This is a genomic window from Aquiflexum sp. (assembly GCF_041751335.1).
In the GTDB taxonomy this organism is placed as follows: domain Bacteria; phylum Bacteroidota; class Bacteroidia; order Cytophagales; family Cyclobacteriaceae; genus Aquiflexum.
On the sequence record NZ_JBGSXS010000298.1, the window covers coordinates 1 to 18,933 of the forward strand.

General features: G+C 40.8%; 16 protein-coding genes. 4 read left to right on the forward strand and 12 right to left on the reverse strand.

Going from position 1 to position 18,933, the window contains the following annotated elements; all coding sequences use genetic code 11:
• Positions 1 to 335: 335 nt before the first annotated feature.
• Positions 336 to 1,334: a hypothetical protein gene (locus tag ACEW8U_RS16525; protein ID WP_373523159.1), complete on the forward strand. Its 999-nt coding sequence runs from the start codon at positions 336 to 338 to the stop codon at positions 1,332 to 1,334.
• Between the two features lie 772 nt (positions 1,335 to 2,106).
• On the opposite strand, the gene leuB is transcribed toward ACEW8U_RS16525, so the two are convergent.
• The 9 genes from leuB to ilvD all read right to left on the reverse strand — a co-directional run bounded on the left by leuB (position 2,107) and on the right by ilvD (position 13,324).
• A complete protein-coding gene (gene leuB / locus ACEW8U_RS16530) occupies positions 2,107 to 3,168 on the reverse strand; it encodes a 3-isopropylmalate dehydrogenase (protein WP_373523160.1) in 1,062 nt (353 codons plus the stop codon).
• Positions 3,137 to 4,747: an alpha-isopropylmalate synthase regulatory domain-containing protein gene (locus ACEW8U_RS16535; RefSeq protein WP_373523161.1), complete on the reverse strand. Its 1,611-nt coding sequence runs from the start codon at positions 4,745 to 4,747 to the stop codon at positions 3,137 to 3,139. Before ACEW8U_RS16535 ends, leuB begins: the two co-directional genes overlap by 32 nt.
• Positions 4,748 to 4,841: 94 nt before the next feature.
• The gene (gene leuD, locus ACEW8U_RS16540) at positions 4,842 to 5,435 is read right to left on the reverse strand and encodes a 3-isopropylmalate dehydratase small subunit (protein WP_373523162.1); all 594 of its coding nucleotides are present in this window, start codon (positions 5,433 to 5,435) and stop codon (positions 4,842 to 4,844) included.
• Between the two features lie 17 nt (positions 5,436 to 5,452).
• Positions 5,453 to 6,853 (reverse strand): 3-isopropylmalate dehydratase large subunit, encoded by a 1,401-nt coding sequence (gene leuC, locus ACEW8U_RS16545; protein ID WP_373523163.1) that lies wholly within the window; start codon positions 6,851 to 6,853, stop codon positions 5,453 to 5,455.
• A gap of 1 nt (position 6,854) precedes the next feature.
• On the reverse strand, positions 6,855 to 8,366 hold the full coding sequence (locus ACEW8U_RS16550) for a 2-isopropylmalate synthase (RefSeq protein ID WP_373523164.1): 1,512 nt from the start codon (positions 8,364 to 8,366) through the stop codon (positions 6,855 to 6,857).
• A gap of 3 nt (positions 8,367 to 8,369) precedes the next feature.
• Positions 8,370 to 9,413, reverse strand: coding sequence for a ketol-acid reductoisomerase (gene ilvC, locus ACEW8U_RS16555; protein ID WP_373523165.1), 1,044 nt, complete (start codon positions 9,411 to 9,413; stop codon positions 8,370 to 8,372).
• A 12-nt stretch (positions 9,414 to 9,425) separates the two neighbouring features.
• Positions 9,426 to 9,935, reverse strand: a complete 510-nt coding sequence (gene ilvN / locus ACEW8U_RS16560) for an acetolactate synthase small subunit (protein WP_373523166.1) — start codon at positions 9,933 to 9,935, stop codon at positions 9,426 to 9,428.
• Between the two features lie 16 nt (positions 9,936 to 9,951).
• Positions 9,952 to 11,634 (reverse strand): biosynthetic-type acetolactate synthase large subunit, encoded by a 1,683-nt coding sequence (ilvB, locus tag ACEW8U_RS16565; RefSeq protein WP_373523167.1) that lies wholly within the window; start codon positions 11,632 to 11,634, stop codon positions 9,952 to 9,954.
• 10 nt (positions 11,635 to 11,644) lie between these two features.
• Positions 11,645 to 13,324: a dihydroxy-acid dehydratase gene (gene ilvD, locus ACEW8U_RS16570; RefSeq protein WP_373523168.1), complete on the reverse strand. Its 1,680-nt coding sequence runs from the start codon at positions 13,322 to 13,324 to the stop codon at positions 11,645 to 11,647.
• A gap of 725 nt (positions 13,325 to 14,049) precedes the next feature.
• On the opposite strand from ilvD, the gene ispE reads away from it, so the two are divergent.
• The 3 genes from ispE to ACEW8U_RS16585 are packed head-to-tail and all read left to right on the forward strand — an operon-like array spanning position 14,050 to position 15,461.
• Positions 14,050 to 14,856: a 4-(cytidine 5'-diphospho)-2-C-methyl-D-erythritol kinase gene (ispE, locus tag ACEW8U_RS16575; protein ID WP_373523169.1), complete on the forward strand. Its 807-nt coding sequence runs from the start codon at positions 14,050 to 14,052 to the stop codon at positions 14,854 to 14,856.
• Positions 14,857 to 14,899: 43 nt separating this feature from the next.
• Positions 14,900 to 15,142: a ribbon-helix-helix domain-containing protein gene (locus tag ACEW8U_RS16580; RefSeq protein WP_373523170.1), complete on the forward strand. Its 243-nt coding sequence runs from the start codon at positions 14,900 to 14,902 to the stop codon at positions 15,140 to 15,142.
• Positions 15,129 to 15,461, forward strand: coding sequence for a type II toxin-antitoxin system PemK/MazF family toxin (locus ACEW8U_RS16585; protein ID WP_373523171.1), 333 nt, complete (start codon positions 15,129 to 15,131; stop codon positions 15,459 to 15,461). The genes ACEW8U_RS16580 and ACEW8U_RS16585 overlap by 14 nt, the downstream gene beginning before the upstream one ends.
• Positions 15,462 to 15,764: 303 nt before the next feature.
• Here the strand turns inward: ACEW8U_RS16585 and ACEW8U_RS16590 are convergent, their stop codons facing one another.
• From ACEW8U_RS16590 to tgt, 3 genes are read right to left on the reverse strand one after another with little or no spacing between them, the layout of a single operon-like run.
• On the reverse strand, positions 15,765 to 16,685 hold the full coding sequence (locus ACEW8U_RS16590; protein WP_373523172.1) for a DMT family transporter: 921 nt from the start codon (positions 16,683 to 16,685) through the stop codon (positions 15,765 to 15,767).
• Positions 16,686 to 17,759: an LptF/LptG family permease gene (locus ACEW8U_RS16595; RefSeq protein ID WP_373523173.1), complete on the reverse strand. Its 1,074-nt coding sequence runs from the start codon at positions 17,757 to 17,759 to the stop codon at positions 16,686 to 16,688.
• Positions 17,760 to 17,761: 2 nt separating this feature from the next.
• On the reverse strand, positions 17,762 to 18,892 hold the full coding sequence (gene tgt, locus ACEW8U_RS16600; protein ID WP_373523174.1) for a tRNA guanosine(34) transglycosylase Tgt: 1,131 nt from the start codon (positions 18,890 to 18,892) through the stop codon (positions 17,762 to 17,764).
• Between the last annotated feature and the right edge of the window lie 41 nt (positions 18,893 to 18,933).

The following is an 18,933-nucleotide window of genomic DNA, read 5'->3' on the forward strand; positions in this document are numbered from 1 at the left end:
ATTTAGGACTAAAATCAATGCATAAAACACCTAAAACCATTTTTTTAATAATTATTTTCGGTTTTTTAAAAATAATTTTATTGATAAATGTCAAGAAAATAGAAATTTTTTATCAAAATTAAAATATTTAAATAATCAAAATTAATCTGCTTATTATCATAAATAAATTATTTTTAGAAAAAAGCGATAACAGAATATTATTTATTCATTTAAAAACCATATTATTTTACAATTAGGGTTTTAACACTTTATTTTTGCATTTCAAATACTATTATTTCTTTTTCATATATTTTATTAGATTTAACTATAAAAATATTTACCAAATTTTAAAACTTATGAGAAACTTTTCTTTCGCCGGAAATCTGAACAAGGTTTGGATGCTGGCAATTGTCGCCTTTATGGTGGCATGTTCCCAATTTGAGGCCCAAGGGCCTGACGATGTTAATATGGAAAATGCTGAGGAATTAGCCTCCGCTTTTAACTTGACAGAAATGAATTCAGGACTTTGGAGTGCTATGATAAAAGGAACTGCCTCCACTCCTATTTCTACTGTTCAATTAATCACACCTTATATTATTGATGGAGATAATCCTGGTGGCAATAGAACTTGTGAGGAAGTAGCTGATGCCTTTGGATTAGATCCTTTCCAAGTTTCAAGTGATAGGGTTAATTATGATGGCGGAGCATTTGATGCTAGTTTTCCTGCTGGGTTCAATATCACTACAAATGGCACTACAGTAAATTGGTCATTCATCCCTCCTGCTGGCAAATGCTTGGATGCTATTGCCTTTATTGTTAAAGGTAGCAATGACGCAAATGTATATGTTTATGGTTCTGATATTTACAGCGATTCTGGTTTGGCTTCGCCCGTTAATGCTAGTGGTGGTAGTGCAGGATTAAGTAATTTAACAATTTGCTATACTTTGAGGGATTGTGATGAGCAAAAATGTTATGATGGCGAAACTGCTTGGGCTGCTGGAACAAGATATGTAACAAGAGGCAATTGGGCCACTTATTCTACTAAAGCTGCTTTAGAAGCAGGTGTAACCCTGTTTGCAGGTCAAACTATGAATGCTGGCACAGTTAAATTGGTAGGTGAAGAAATAATCATTACCCTTAATGCCGGATTTAGGTTTGCTTTTAAAGACGAAAATGTGAAAATCCAGCATTACAGTGCTAAACCTGCTGCATCCAATCCTGCTCCAGGACAATTTTTCACAAAAGGTAATGCAACAGAAAGTCCATTCAGCATTCCAGTACCTACTATAGGCGTAAAATTCTATGGCGTCCATGTGGATGTTGAAAGAGAAGTTGAATGCCCAGTTGAAGATTAACCCCAAATTATGATTTTTTTAAAAAAGCCAGTTAGGAATCTCCAACTGGCTTTTTTTTGTTTGATAGGTAAACGGATTTGGGTTCTCAATCGTCTTTAAGTGTGTATTAGAGGAATTGGTAATTAAGATTTCTCCCTTCGATCGAAAAGAAAAGGAAAGGTAAATGCCTATAGCAATCCTTCAAACAAGGAAAACTTTTAAATAAAGCTTATCCTTGTCATCTCGAGTCCCCAATATTTTTTAAAAAAAACTTTCAGAAAAGGAATGACATGGAGGCCACCCAAATTTGACCTCGGCAAGCTCGGCCACCGGGGTTGTCTTGTTGGGTGGTGGGAGTGGGAAAGCGGCTGCGCCGCTTTTCCCTCTCCCACCTTAATTAACCAAATTCTCCGTTCCCCGAGCTTGCAGAGGGGCAATTTACATTTATGTCATAGGTACGTTAGTGGAATTCTATGAACCCTTTACGAGCAAAAGATTTCTCTCTAGGTTCCTGCCCCGGCAGGCAGGCGAAATGACAAGGAAAGGTCAATGCCAACAGCAATCCATCAAAACTTGGACAGCTATTTAGAAAAACTTGTCCTTGTCACTTCGACGACAGGAGAGGTCTATTAACCTTAAAGGCTTTACAGATTTCTCCCTATGGTCGAAATGACAAGGCAAAGTCTTCTACCAATAGCAATCCATCAATGCACGGAAATGTCTTGCGTCTTGCGTCTTGTATCTTATGTCTTGTGTCTCAAATCTCACGTCTCATCTCTCACGTCTCACATCTCTACACATTCTCCGCCAACCAATCCCCCACCTCCGAGGTCTTATAGGCTTTCCCACCCTCAGCAATGTCCTCCGTCACGATTCCTGCTGCCAATGACTTATTGACCACATCTGAGATGGCCTGGGCCTCAGCTTTTAGATCGAAAGCATAATCAAACATCATAGCTGCGGATAATACAGTTGCCAGAGGATTGGCGATATCTTTGCCTGCTGCTTGTGGATAGGAACCGTGGATGGGTTCAAAAAGCTTGTTCTCTGTACCCAAAGAAGCCGATGGCATCAATCCCATGGAACCGGAAATCACAGATGCTTCATCTGTCAGGATATCGCCAAAAAGATTTTCTGTGATCAACACATCATATGCCTTTGGCCATTGGATCAATCGCATGGCCACGGCATCTACAAATTCGTATTCTACCTTTACATCAGGATACTCTGGTGCCAATTCCTGGACGGTTTCCCTCCATAGCCTAGAAGTCGCCAACACATTGGCCTTATCTACACAGGTCAATAATTTTCTTCTTTTCTGCGCTGCCTCAAAACCCATCCTTGCAAGACGTGTGATTTCTTCTTTTGAATAGATATTGGTGTCAAAGGCTTTGGTACCCTGCTCGTTTCTTCCCCTAGGTTCTCCAAAATATATTCCTCCTGTCAATTCCCTGAAGAATACAAAATCCACCCCCTCTACCCTTTCCAATCTCAATGGAGACTTGTGGATCAGTGAGGGGAACGTGAATGTAGGCCTTACATTGGCAAACAAACCCAATTGCTTCCTCATGGATAACAGGCCTTGTTCGGGCCTAACCTTTGCCTTGGGGTCATTGTCATACTTAGGATCGCCGATGGCACCAAACAGTACTGCATCCGCTCTCAGGCAAACTTGATGGGTGGAATCGGGATAAGGATCTCCCGTCAAATCAATAGCAGTGGCACCCACAGGCGCTTCTTCAAAGGTTATTTTGTGATTGAATTTTTTGGCAATAGCATTTACAACTTTAACTGCTTGTGCAATTACTTCAGGGCCGATGCCGTCACCCGGCAACAGCGCGATATTCATTTCCATAAAAGTTCGTTTTTTCTTGTTCTGGGTTATCTTTCGGATTGCCCGGTATATTGATTTTGATTTGCTCAATGATGTTGAGCATTTTCTCAGTAGCTTTTAATGCAGCCACAGTTTGGTCACTGTCAAGGCCTTTGGTTTTAAATATTTTACCATATTCCCAAGTGATGACTGTTTCTACAAAAGCATCTGTTTTACCACCCGGAGGAATGGTCACATGATAATTGATCAATTTTGGCAATTCCCGATTGATGGATTTATAGATTTTCTTCAAGGCCTTCATAAATGCATCATATTGCCCATCTCCTGAAGAGCCTTCCTCATAGCTTTCGCCATTGATATTGATCTTCAATTGAACAGTTGGTCTGAGGCCTTTGGAATGGCTGAGGTTGTAACCTTCGATAAAGATAGTATGGGAAATGGAATTGTTTTGGAGTACATCCGAGATGATGTAAGGCAAATCCTCTGTGGTCACCCGCTCCTTTTTATCTCCCAATTCTATGATCCTCTGGGTTACTTTTGTAAGTTCATCAGGTTCAAGGGAAATACCCAATTCCTGGATATTCTTTACAATATTGGCTTTACCTGAGGTTTTGCCCAAGGCATATTTACGCTGTCGTCCAAAGCGTTCGGGTAAGAGGTCATTGAAATAGAGGTTCTTTTTATTGTCTCCATCCGCATGTATACCTGCAGTTTGGGTAAATACATTTTCACCGACCACTGGTTTATTGGACGGAATATGTTGTCCTGAAAACTGCTCCACCAACTTACTCACCCTAAAAATCTTATTTTCCTTGACACTCAACCTGAAATCCGTAAAATCCTTTAACACGGCGATCACAGATTCCAAGGGGGCATTTCCTGCCCTTTCTCCCAAACCGTTTATAGTGGTATGGATTCCTGATATTCCATTGTAAATGGCCTCGAGCACATTGGCCACAGAAAGGTCATAGTCATTGTGGGCATGAAAATCAAAATGGGTATCTGCATATTCGGAAGTGATCAATTTGATAAAGTGGGAAACTTCCCTAGGATGCAGCAGACCTAAAGTATCCGGAAGCATAATCCTCCTCACCGGCAATTGAGTCAAATGCCCGATGAGGTCCATGGTATAATTCATTGAATTGCGCATCCCATTACTCCAATCTTCCAAATAGACATTGACGCTTACCTTTTTTGATTGAGCATATTCCACGCTTTTCCTGATATCTTCAAAATGTGCTTCAGGTGTCTTTTTTAGTTGATAGGTCAGGTGATTTTCGGAACCTTTTGTTAATAAGTTCATTACTTTAGCGCCTGACTCCAAAATCCAATCTACAGAAGCAGGAGTATCCACAAAACCCAACACCTCTACTCGGTCTAAATATCCTTTTTCAGATGCCCATTGGGTAATTTTTTTCACCCCTTCCATTTCACCTTCCGAAACCCTGGCTGAAGCCACCTCAATCCTGTCCACCTTCAGTTCCTCCAATAGCAATTTGGCTATTTGGAGTTTTTCGGAAGGCAGGAAAGAAACTCCTGAGGTCTGTTCGCCATCCCTCAGTGTGGTATCCATGATTTCTATTTTCCTGTTGTTACCCATGTGGACTCTAGATTTTAGATTGAAGATTTTAGATTGAAGTCCTGATAGCTATCGGGATTTGATTTAAAAATCAACAATATTTTGATTCAGAAGATCAGTATTTATTCTCGGCGAAGGTGATGATTTCTTCTTTGATGTTAAGGAGGTAATCGATATCATCAAAGCCATTTCTCATGTTTTCCTTTTTATAAGAATTGATATCAAATGACTCCTGTTGACCAGTTGATAGTAAAGTAATGGTCTGCTTGTCAATATCAATTTCAACCTCTGATTTTGGGTCATCTTCAACAGCTTTGAACAAGACCTCTGCAAACTCAGCGCTGATGGTAACCGGGAGGACTCCAATATTGAGACAGTTGTTTTTGAAGATATCTGCAAAAAAGCTGGAAACCACACACCTGAATCCATAATCATAGAGCGCCCAAACCGCATGCTCTCTGCTGGATCCTGAACCAAAGTTCTTACCAGCCAATAGAATTTTACCAGAATAAGTGGGGTCATTGAGCACAAAATCTTTTTTGGGATTTCCTTCCACATCGTATCGCCAATCACGGAAAAGGTTGTCACCAAAACCTTCCCTTTCCGTCGCTTTTAAGAAACGCGCAGGAATGATCTGATCTGTGTCCACATTTTCTGATGACAAAGGCACTACTGTACTTTTGAGTGTATTAAATTTATCGTAAGCCATTTTATTTTTGATTTGGATTAAAACACCTCTCTCGGATCACTGATTTCACCTGTCACCGCCACTGCCGCAACCGTAAGTGGGCTGGCCAATAATGTCCTTGCTCCCGGCCCCTGTCTTCCTTCAAAGTTTCTATTTGAGGTAGAAACAGCATATTTACCGGAAGGAATTTTATCATCATTCATGGCCAAACAGGCAGAACAACCCGGTTGACGCAATTCAAAACCAGCATCTTCCAAAATCTTTACAAGACCTTCCTCGTGGGCCATTTTTTCAACCTCTCTTGATCCGGGAACAATCCAAGCTGTAATGTTGTCGGCTTTGTGTTTTCCTTTGACAAATGCCGCTACAGACCGAATATCCTCTATCCTGCCATTGGTACAGCTTCCCACGAAAACATAATCCACTTTCTTGCCCTTAATTGCCTCACCTGGCGCAAATCCCATATAATCCAAAGACTTCAGGTAAGATGACTTGTTACTTCCTTCCATTCCTTCTGTGGTAGGAATAAAACCTCTGACTTTGATCCCCATTCCCGGATTGGTACCGTATGTGATCATTGGTTCAATGTCATTTCCATCAAAATGATATTCTTTATCAAAAACAGCCCCATCATCAGTTTTAAGTGTTTTCCAATGTGCTACTGTTTTATCCCACTCCTCACCTTTGGGTGAATATTGCTTACCTTTCAGATAATTGAAAGTAGTTTCATCAGGAGCAATCAACCCCCCTCTTGCACCCATTTCAATGCTCATGTTACAGATGGTCATTCGGGCTTCCATGCTGAGGCGTGTAATTACCGATCCTGCATATTCCACAAAATACCCTGTTGCACCCGCAGCGGAAATCTTTGCGATGATGTAAAGAATGATGTCTTTTGAAGTCACGCCATTTCCCAACTCCCCATCCACGGTAATTCTCATTTTCTTTGCCTTGGTCTGCATGATACATTGGGTAGCAAAAACCATTTCCACCTCAGAAGTACCTATGCCAAAAGCAATCGCTCCAAATGCGCCATGTGTAGAAGTATGGCTATCACCACAGACAATGGTCATTCCCGGCTGGGTGACGCCCAATTCGGGACCGATCACATGGACGATGCCATGATGCGCTGATCCAAGGTCATGCAATTCAATATCGTATTTTTCACAATTTTCCCTTAGTCTTTCCACTTGCATGCGGGAAAGTTTGTCTTTGATGGTTTTGTCCTGATCTACAGTAGGGACATTGTGGTCAGGGGTAGCTATGGTCCTTTCAGGATACAAAACACCAACACCACGTTTTTCAAGATTTAGGAATGCAACAGGACTGGTCACTTCATGGATAAAATGCTTATCAATGAAGAATACATCAGGTCCTCCGGGTACAGAACGTACCACATGTGCATCCCATATTTTATCAAATAATGTTTTCTTTTCCATTTTACGCTAGAATCACTTTGTCTTTGACTGGTATTTTATTTAAGGCATCTACGTATGCCTGTGCGGAAGCCAATACGATATCGGAATTGGAAGCAAACCCATAGTAAGGCTTGTCATCTTTCATCAAGCGCATATGTACTTTGGCCACATCATCACTTCCAGCAGTAATCGCTTGAATTAGAAATTCTTCCAATACAATATCAGGTTTCACAATTTTTTCTATGGCTTTCAGAACAGCATCCACAGGACCATTCCCTTCGCCTTTGGATACAAAAGCTTTTTCACCCACTTTCAATTCTACAGTTGCACTGATTTCTCCATTGGACTGATAACTCACTTTGCCCAATTCTATAAAGGAGGACTCATCTAAGTATTTACCTACCAAGGCCAATAAATCTTTTGGACCAATATCCCTCTTGGAGTCAGCCAAAGTCAGAAAATCCTCATATACTTCCCGCAAGGCTTCACCTTCCAACTCAACGCCCAAACCATCCAAATGATGTTTCAGCGCCGCCCTTCCACTTCTTGCAGTTAATACAATTGATGATTCGTGCACACCGACCTCTTTGGGATCAATTATTTCATAATTCTCCCGGTGTTTCAATACTCCATCCTGATGGATACCTGAAGAGTGCGCAAAAGCATTTCTCCCGACAATGGCTTTGTTTGGTTGTACAGGCATATTCATCAACTTGGAAATCAGCCTGCTCGTTCCATAAATTCTTTCTGTTTGAATATTGGTATAAACCGGGATAGCCTGATGGCACTTGATGGCCATTACAACTTCTTCCAAAGAAGTATTACCGGCTCTTTCTCCGATTCCATTGATGGTCATCTCTGCTTGCCTTGCACCATGTTGGACCCCGGCAATGGTATTGGCAGTGGCCATACCTAGGTCATTATGGCAGTGGGTGGAAATGATGGCTTTGTCAATATTGGAAACATTTTCCTTCAAATAGCGGATGATGGCCCCGTATTGCTCTGGAAGACAGTACCCTGTAGTATCGGGAATATTGACAACTGTTGCACCTGCTTTAATGGCTGCTTCTATGATTTTGGCCAAAAAAGGCAATTCTGCCCTTCCTGCATCCTCAGCATAAAACTCCACATCCTCAACAAAGCATTTGGCGTATTTGACAGCTTTAATCCCTCTTTCAATGATGTTTTCCGGGGTTGTTCTTAATTTGTATTGAATATGGTAAGGGGAAACCCCGATACCTGTATGAATCCTGCCTTTTTTGGCATATTTCAGTGCCTCAGCAGCTACTTGTATATCCTTCTCAACAGCTCTTGAAAGGGCGCAGATGATAGGATTAGAAACCGCCTTGGAGATTTCAACCACAGAATTGAAATCACCGGGGCTGGATATTGGAAATCCAGCCTCTATGATATCTACACCGAGTTCTTCCAAAGCTTTTGCCACTACTATCTTTTCCTGGGAGTTCAACTGACACCCGGGAACCTGCTCCCCATCCCGGAGAGTAGTATCAAATATCCAAAGCTTTTCACTCATCTTTTAATTATTTTCTGGTCTCAACTTTCTGACAGTTGCACCTGCCTGCCACATTTCTGATTCTCTCAATTCTTTCAATTCAGCTTCCAATTTTACCCTGTAATCATCCTTGCTATTGGAATCAATTGATTTTTGGGCTTCTTTTCCAGATTTGACACTGTTGTATAATTCTTCAAAGACAGGCTTGGTTGCATCTCTGAAAGGCTTCCACCAATCCAAAGCACCTCTTTGCGCAGTAGTCGAACAGTTGGCATACATCCAGTCCATTCCGTTTTCTGCCACCAAAGGCATCAAACTTTGTGTCAATTCCTCAACAGTTTCATTGAATGCTTCAGAAGGTGTATGACCATTTGCTCTCAATACTTCATATTGCGCAGCAAATATTCCTTGGATAGCGCCCATCAAAGTCCCTCTTTCACCTGTCAGATCTGAGGTAACTTCTCTGTAAAAATCAGTTTCAAACAAGTATCCTGATCCAACACCAATTCCCAAGGCAATAACCCTGTCTTTAGCTTTACCGGTTCCATCTTGGAAGATGGCATAAGAAGAATTCAATCCTCTGCCTTCCACAAACATTCTTCTCAATGATGTTCCCGAACCTTTAGGAGCTACCAAGATGACATCTACGTCTGCTGGAGGAATGATACCGGTTTTTTCCTTATAAGTCACTCCAAATCCATGAGAGAAATAAAGTGCTTTGCCTGGAGTAAGGTGCTTTTTGACCATTGGCCATGCTGCAATCTGACCTGCATCAGAAAGTAAGAATTGTAGAATCGTACCTTTTTCACAGGCTTCTTCCAATTCAAATAAAGTCTCACCGGGAACCCAACCGTCAGCAACCGCCTTGCTCCATGTTTTTGAACCTTTCCTTTGGCCAACAATGACATTGAAGCCGTTGTCTTTTAAATTAAGTGCCTGACCGGGTCCTTGAACTCCATAGCCCAATACCGCGATGACCTCATCTTTCAATACTTCTCTAGCTTTCTCCAAAGGAAATTCATCTCTGGTTACTACATTTTCTTCTACTGATCCAAATTCCAGTTTCATAGTGTTATTTTATTAGGTTTGATTATTTAAATATTCTTGAACAGAAAACTTTGGTTTGGCAATAGCCACCCTTCCCGAACGGGAAAATTCCAACAAGTTGAAGGGTTTGAGGATTTCCAATAATGCCTGTGTATCCTCTTTATGTCCTGTAAATTCAAGGACCACAAACTCCTTCTCAGCCGCAATGATATGAGCATTGAATTGTCTGATTACTTTTTCGAGTTTGGGATCAAGGCTATCGAATGGAATTTTATATAGCGCTATCTCCTGATATACCACTTCATCATCCTTAAAGTAGTAGGCTTTGATGACATCTATAATTTTTTCAATTTGGTTTACAAGTTGGATAATCTGCTCTTCTGTGACAGTGGCTTCGATGGTGATTTTATGTATTCCATCCAATCGGCTTTCTGAAGCTGTCAGCGCACTGATATTGATTCCTCTTCTGGTGAAAATAATGGTGATCCTGTTCAGGATTCCAATGAAATTTTCTGTGTAAACTAAAATGGTATAACGATTCATATATACTTTTCAGGTCTTAGCTTAATCTGACTTCTTCCACAGAACAACCTGTGGCAATCATTGGAAATACATTATCTTCTTTTTCTACAACCACCTCTAAGAAGAAAGGTCCTTCATGAATAAACATCTGTGCTACTGCCTCACTGAGTTCTTCTCTTTCGGTAACTTTCACCGCCTTGATTCTGTAAGCCTCCGCAATTTTGATGAAATCTGGATTTTCCAGTTCTGTAAAGGAATATCTTTTGTCAAAAAACATTTGCTGCCACTGACGGACCATCCCTAAGTAATTGTTATTGAGCAAAACCACTTTCACAGGCGCTTTTGTCTGCATGATAGTGCCAAACTCCTGAATGGTCATTTGAATTCCCCCATCTCCTACTACACAGATCACCTGTCTGTTATAATTGTGCAATTGCGCTCCAAGTGCTGCTGGAAGTGCAAAGCCCATAGTGCCCAGGCCACCGGAAGTAACCTGTGTCCTGGTTTTTTTGTAGTCAAAATAACGCCAAGCTATCATCTGATGCTGACCTACGTCAGTGACCAATACAGCGTCATCTTCTTTATATTGATTGATCAACCTGATCACCTCTCCCATATGCAATCCCCCTTGGGTGGCATAAAGGTCCTTACCCATTACAGCTTCCCTTTCCTCATTCTCAAATTCCCTGAACCGTTGCATCCATTCGGGATGGCTATTCGGCTTGACCGCTTCAATCAGCATGGATAAACTTTGTTTACAATCCCCCAAAATAGGAACTGTACACTTTACATTTTTATTGATTTCAGCAGGATCGAGTTCAAGGTGAATCACTTTGGCCTGTTTGGCATATCTCTTCAAGTCTCCGGTCACCCTATCATCGAAGCGCATTCCTACCGCAATCAGGACATCACATTTATTGGTGAGCATATTTGGCGCATAGTTGCCATGCATACCCAATTTACCAACATAAGCGGGATGACTTTCTGGCAAAGATCCGGATCCCAATAGCGTAGAGGCCGCAGGGATTCCCGTTTTATCCAAAAATGCCTTCAGCTCTTCTTCAGCCTTTCCAATCACCACTCCCTGACCAAAAAGGACAAAAGGTCGTTCTGCTTTATCGATTAATGCTGCCGCTTCCTGAACTTTGGGCAGCTCAACGGTAACGTAGGGTCTGTAAGAGCGGATTCCCAAACATGGGACGTAATTAAATTCCCCGAATTCGACTTGCGCATTTTTTGTGATATCAATCAATATTGGACCTGGCCTACCGGACCTAGCTATATGAAACCCTTTGGCAATGGCCGGGGCAATTTCTTCAACAGATCTTACTTGAATATTCCATTTGGTTCCTGGCATTGACAGACCCATCATATCTGTTTCTTGAAAAGCATCTGTTCCCAAAAGATGTGCAGCTACTTGACCTGTAATACATACCAATGGCGTACTGTCAATCAGAGCATCTGCCAATCCGGTAATCAGATTTGTAGCTCCAGGACCAGAGGTAGCAAGAGCCACACCTACTTTTCCTGAAACCCGTGCATATCCTTGGGCAGCATGGATTGCCCCCTGTTCGTGTCGGGTCAATACATGTTTCACTTGGTCTGCATAATCATAAAGGGCATCATAAACGGGCATGATGGCCCCCCCGGGATAACCGAAAATGTATTCAGCATTTTCAGCTATCAGAGATCTTACTACGATATCTGCTCCTCTTATCATGGTTGATTTATTAAAATTGATCGGTCACACATCCTTCAGAGGCGGATGATACCAACTTGTTGTATTTTTTCAAGGTACCTTGAAGATCACTCAGATCTTTATTTTTCCAAACTTTTTTCCTGGATTCCATTTCAGCATCACTCACATCACAGCTTAGGCTGAGGGAATCTGCATCAATGGTAATCATGTCCCCATCCTTGAGAAGTCCAATTGGGCCTCCTGAGTACGCTTCAGGTGTCACGTGCCCAACTACAAATCCATGCGTTCCACCGGAAAACCTGCCATCGGTGATCAAGGCAACATCTGAACCCAAACCTGCTCCAATAATCATTGAAGTCGGTTTAAGCATTTCAGGCATACCTGGTCCACCTTTAGGTCCGATGTATCGGATAACAATTACCTCACCTTTGTTAACTTGCTTATTTTTAATGGCTTCATTAGCCTCCAGTTCCGAATCAAATACTTTGGCTGGCCCTGTAAATGATTTACCTTCTTTCCCGGAAATTTTAGCAACAGAACCCTCAGGAGCTAAATTACCTTTAAGAATGCACAAATGGCCTGTTTCTTTTATAGGCTGCTCTATGGGGTGGATGACATTGACCATGGAAGGCACTACGGGATCGATATCAGCAAGATTCTCGGTCAGAGTTTTGCCGGTAACGGTCATACAATCTCCGTGAAGCATGCCATTGTTTAAAAGGTATTTCATAAATGCAGGAAGTCCGCCTTGCTCAAAAAGATCTTCCATCAAGAACTTACCTGAAGGCTTGAAATCCCCCAACAAAGGTGTTGCATGGTTGACCCTTTCAAAATCAGCCAAGGTAAAATCAACCCCCGCTGTCTTGGCTATGGCCAGGATATGTAAAACCGCATTGGTACTGCCACCTAAGGCTACAGCAACCGTAACTGCATTTTCAAGACTCTTTTTGGTGACAATATCTTTTGGTTTGATGTCCTTTTCCAAAAGTATTTTCAAATACTCGGACACCTCTTTGCATTCCTGTAATTTTTCATCGGCTGTGGCCGGAGTGGATGAGCTATAAGGCAAAGACATTCCCATGGCTTCAATCGCTGAAGACATAGTATTGGCAGTGTACATGCCCCCACAGGCACCTGCACCTGGGCAAGCATTTCGAATTACGCCGTCATAATCTTCATCTCCCAATTCTCCTTTTACCCTTTTTCCATAGGCTTCAAAAGCAGACACTATATTTAGCTTTTCACCTTTATAATTACCCGAACGGATCGTGCCACCATAAACCATGATTGATGGCCTGTTGATTCTCAACATTCCCATAATGGCTCCTGGCATATTTTTGTCACATCCTGCCACAGCAATGCATCCATCAAAAGAGTGCCCGAGAATAAAAGATTCTATAGAATCTGCAATTATCTCTCTGGAAACAAGGGAATACCTCATACCAAGCGTACCCATGGAAATACCATCCGAAATCCCGATGGTGTTAAAAACCAAACCGGTCAGACCATAAGTAGCAGAAGCTTCCTTGATCAGACCGGCGAAGTCATTGAGATGCATATTGCAGGGGTTACTTTCATAGCCACAACTGGCTACCCCTACAAAAGGCTGGTTCATTTGTTTGTCAGACATGCCCGTGGCATACAACATGGCTTTTCCTGCGGGATGTTCTTCATTCTGACTGATTTCCCAACTGTGTTTCTTCAAACTCATGGTTATTTTAGGTCGGTTTAAGAGCTACAAAAAAAAATGCCTCATCATCTGAGGCACTTACGTTTGTATGGTTGTTTGTCAAATACAGTCTAGCGCCCCATCATTTATTACAAATGAGAATAATAAAGCTGAGAGGAGTGACTATATTAAACATGTGGTTATGGTTCCTTTTTGAATTTGTTCTTACAATATTAAACCCCAATTTCCACACTTACAATATTTAGTTTCTTTTTTTAAACAGAAAAATGATTTTTAAGTATGCTTTTTATATTTTTATAAAAATTTACTTTTGTTGATCGATAATTAATAAGAATATAAATTTATTTTTTTGAGTAGTTTTTGATAAATTCAAAACATTATTTCAATTTTCATTATTTTTAATCGGTTTTGAATTTTATTGAGTTTTTTTTAATCAAAAAATTATTATGATGAAGAATCAACAACTCCTTGATTAAAACTTAATGAAATCAGAAAAGTATTCTTGGTATTGGGTTTGATGTTAGTTTACTGAATTGTTGGATGGCAGGTGACCGATGACCGATGTTTTGCGCAAATGATAAAGAATACCTTTATTCAAGGAAATCATATTAAATATAAAGAGAGGTGTAACTTATTTCTTCCTCGTAATCTTCATGTATTGTTATTTTTAAAATTGGACAGCCTTCTCACTTCAAGGATTTCATAATTATACCCATATTTACACTCAACAAAATAATATTTTCCCAATGATCTGCTTCCCGAATGCCAAAATCAATTTAGGGTTATACATTACCGCAAAGAGAAAGGACGGGTACCATGATATCGAAACATGCATGGTACCTATCCCCCTGTATGATGCATTGGAAATGATTGTTGACAAAAAGACAGTTTTTGATGTTTCAGGTCTTGCTATTCCTGGTGATGAAAAGGATAATATAATCCTCAAAGCTTTAAAATTATTGAGAAAGGATTTCAATGACCTTCCCAATGTGCATGTTCATTTACTGAAAAATATCCCCATGGGCGCTGGATTAGGTGGAGGTTCTGCTGATGCTGCATTTGCTTTGACACTGATGAACAAGCTTTTCGAACTTCATCTGGAGGATTGGTTTTTGGAGGACTATGCGGCACAGCTTGGAAGTGATTGCCCATTTTTCATTCAAAATACACCCAAGATTGCCACAGGAAGAGGGGAAATATTGGAACCTGTTTACGTCGACCTGAAAGGAGACCATATCGTGTTGGTCAAGCCTCAGATACATATCGGCACCAAAGAAGCTTATGCAGGTGTCAACCCCAAAAAACCAAATCAACCCTTAGAGGAAATATTGGCCGACAAAACCTTATGGAAAGCACATTTGATCAATGATTTTGAGGCCAGTATTTTCCCCAAATATCCGAAATTGGCTGCCATCAAAAATCAGCTTTATGAAATGGGGGCATATTATGCAGCAATGTCAGGTTCGGGGTCGACAGTTTTTGGTTTGTTTGGGAAAGCCCCTAAAAAAATTTCATGGCCTGAAAATCACTTTTCGTTTGTTGGATTGTTGTAAATTATAAATATGTTTTATATTTACATATTATAATAAAAAGGATATGGCGACATTTACAACCTCTCTTCCAGATGAATTGCTCGCAAAACTTGCTGAACAGGCAAAAAAAATGGCGATGCCAAAAAACAAACTGATCGAACAGGCTCTAAATCTTTATTTGGAACATTTGAAGAGGTCTGCCTATGTCAAATCCTATAAATCAGCAGAGCAAGATGAGGATATTTTACTGATGGCTGAAGAAGGAATGGCGGACTATTTGAAACAAATTGAGGATGAGGCAGAGTGAAATCTGGTTTGCAGACCTCAATCCGACCAAAGGAAGTGAGCAGGCAGGTTTCAGGCCCATTGTCATTTTGAGTGGCAATTTGCTTAACAAATATTTACCTGTGGTCATTTCCGCCCCACTTACCTCCAAAATCAAAAACTATCAAGGAAATCCGGTAATAGAACCCAATGATAGAAACGGATTGACCAAAAGTTCAGAGTTGTTGATATTCCATATCCGATCAATTTCCAAAGAGCGATTAGTCAGGAAAATTGGTGAAATTTCTTCCAGTGAATTGGAAAAAGCTCTTGAGACTTTGGATGATTTGATGAGGTTGTAAAATTAAAAAGGTAATCACTTTGAAGATTTAAAATCCCCAACAAACGCCCTGATCATTTTTTTATAGACCAAAAGGTTGTTGCTTTTGTAACTCTCGGTAAAGAATTCAAATCCCATAAAGTTATAACTTTAAAGGATTACATTCCCGTAAAGTTATGTTTTTAGGACTTTGAGATTGAAATGATTTACAAGGAGTACACAAAAGACGGGACTCCCTATTATGAAGTGTATGATGTTCTTTTTGAGAGATGGATACAGGGGTTGTCTTGAAATGATCTTCCAAAAAAAATTATAAAAAAAACCTTTAAACTCCCAAAGGATTTTTTTTCAAAACTTTTCTCTTATTCCAATAATTATACACCGGATAAATCAACACCGAAATCAAAATAATCAGAGTCCCCAAATAGAACCCTCCTGTCATCTGTTCCTTTTCCCCAAAAATCAATACTGCCAGGATAATCCCATAAACCGGCTCCAAATTAATGGTCAGGTTGACGGCAAAGGCAGTGACCCTACGCATCAACTCCACGGAAACGGAAAATGCATAGACCGTACATATCCCGCTCAATATCAATAACCACAACCAATCCATAGCTGTAGGCATCAGCTGTAGGCCCTCCGAAGCAAAGAAAAACCCATAAATGGGTAACAGCAAAGCTGCAAAAACACAAGCCCCAAGCATTTCATAAAAAGTCAAGACATAAGGACTGTGTCTTTTAGTAAACTTGCCATTGATAACCGTGAACACGGCGCTCAAAAAAGCAGAGGCAATTGCCATGACCAAGCCCAGCCAATAATCCAATTCAAAACTGAAAATCACATACAGACCTCCTATCACCATCATGCCAAGGAATAATTCAAAAGGCTTGATCTTTTTTTTGTTGGCGATGGGTTCCAATAAAGCTGTCCATAAAGAAGTAGTGGCCATACCAGCCAAACAAACGGAGGCAGTGGAAATCCGGGCTGCCCAAAAAAAGAGAATCCAGTGCAGAGATATTATAAATCCAGTCACTAAAATTTTGATCAGCTCTCCTTTTTGGACTCTGATGGAAGTTTTTTTATAAATAAATATCATTCCCAGAATCGCACTGGCCAACAAGGTCCTTAAAAAAACCAGTTCCAAAGACCCAATACTGATCAAAAGCCCCAAAATAGCGGTAAATCCCCAGATCAAAACTGTAAAATGGAGCATCAAATAATCCTTGATTGCAGGCTGATCTTCCATTTATCGGGGGACAGTTTTGTACAAAAACAATCCCGTAATCGCAAAAACTATATTGGGAGTCCAAACAGCGAGTATGGGATAAGTAGCCCCTGCCTCTGCAAAAGTCCTTGATAGCAAAAACATGATGATATAGATAAAGGCCAATAAAAAGCCCAATGCTATCTGAAAACCTGAGCCACCTCTTGTCTTTTTTGAGGACACGATCACACCTATAAAAGTGAGGATAACAGCCGCAAACGGAGACATATACCTCACATATTTCTCAATCTTGTAATAATTGACATTATCCGCACCCCTATCTTCCAAAACATCTATTTGACGGGAAAGATCGGGTAGTTTTAAGGTTTCATGGTGATTTGTTGGTAAGTCAAAGTCATTTGGGGTAATGGATAACAAAGTATCCAAAGATTCCCCAACAGTATATTCTTCCCCATCATCACGAAGCACCCTCATTCTCCAATTCTTGGCAGACCAAGAGTTGATAGCGGTGTCCCAGACAATCCTGTCTGCGGATAATTTGGCCAGCAATTTTCCCTCCCTGATCTGTTCCAAAGTAAAGTTATATCCTGTATTTCCTGAAGTGTAATACCTTGAAATGTAGGCATAAAGATCTGGAGCTACTTTTACGTGGATATTCTGTTGGGTATAAAACTTGTTATCTTCCAGCCATCTGGATTTAAATTCCGTGACACTGGCTGTGGCGCCCGGTAGCACCCAACCATTGAGCAAAAAACTGGCAGCACCTATCATGGAGGCTGCAATAAAGAAAGGAAACAACATCCTGACAAAACTGGTCCCACTGCTCAATATTGCAACGATTTCCGTCCTGCCAGCCATTTTGGAAGTAATGAAAATCACTGAAATGAACACAGTAATGGGAGTCAGTAAATTATTCAGATAAAGACCATAATTGCCAAGGTACACCAGAATATATTTGGCCGGTACATTGTTTCTGATAAAGGCATCATTCTTCTCGGTGAAATCCAAAACCAACACAATCAAAATCAGCATCAACACTACAAAAAAGTAGGTCTTAAGAAAATCTTTGATAATGAGTTTGTCGAGAATCTTCATAATTACAATCTCCTGCTTACTTTGTCCACCATTTGGTTTTTCCAAGAGGCATATACACCCGCTTTGATCTTTTCCCTTGCCTGCCTCACTAGCCAAAGATAAAAACTCAGGTTATGGATACTGGCAATTTGGGATGATAATATTTCTTTGCTGATAGTCAGATGTCTGAGATAAGCCTTGGAATAAAAAGTACTTACGTAAGAATTGATATGTGGGTCTATCGGACTGAAATCATCTTTCCATTTTTCATTTCTGATATTGATAATGCCTTCGGATGTAAACAACATACCGTTTCGGGCATTTCTAGTCGGCATCACACAATCAAACATGTCCACACCCAACGCTATCGCTTCAAGGATATTGGCGGGTGTTCCCACGCCCATCAGGTACCTAGGTTTATCCTTGGGCAGAATATCGGTGACCAATTCTGTCATTTCGTACATCATTTCGGCAGGTTCGCCAACAGAAAGTCCTCCGATAGCATTCCCATCCCTTTCACATGAAGTTACGAACTCCGCTGATTGTTTTCTCAAATCTTTGAACACACTTCCCTGAACAATGGGAAACAAAGTCTGATCAAAACCATATTTTCCTTCGGTAGTATCAAATCTTTCTATGCATCTCTGCAGCCAACGATGGGTCAGTTCCATGGATTTCCTTGCATAGGCATAATCGCAGGGATAAGGAGGACACTCGTCAAAAGCCATGATAATATCCGCCCCTATGATTCTTTGAATATCCATGACTCTTTCAGGACTGAAGACATGTTTGGACCCGTCTATATGGGATTTAAAGATCGCGCCTTCTTCAGTTAGCTTTCTTTTATTAGCTAGTGAAAAAACTTGATAACCACCGGAATCTGTCAATATAGGTCGGTCCCAACCGTTGAATTTGTGCAATCCTCCTGCCTTTTCCAAGACATCCAAACCTGGCCTGAGGTATAAATGATAGGTATTTCCCAAGATAATCTGGGCCTTAATATCCTCTGCTAATTCCCGCTGATGTACTGCTTTGACAGATCCAGCTGTACCTACAGGCATAAAAATGGGGGTTTGGATGTCGCCATGAGCGGTTTTTAAAACACCTGCCCTTGCTTTACTGCCCGGGTCGGTTGATTCAAGTGTAAAATTCATTCCGGTTTTTTTTCTCTACAACCACTGAAATTCGCTTAGAG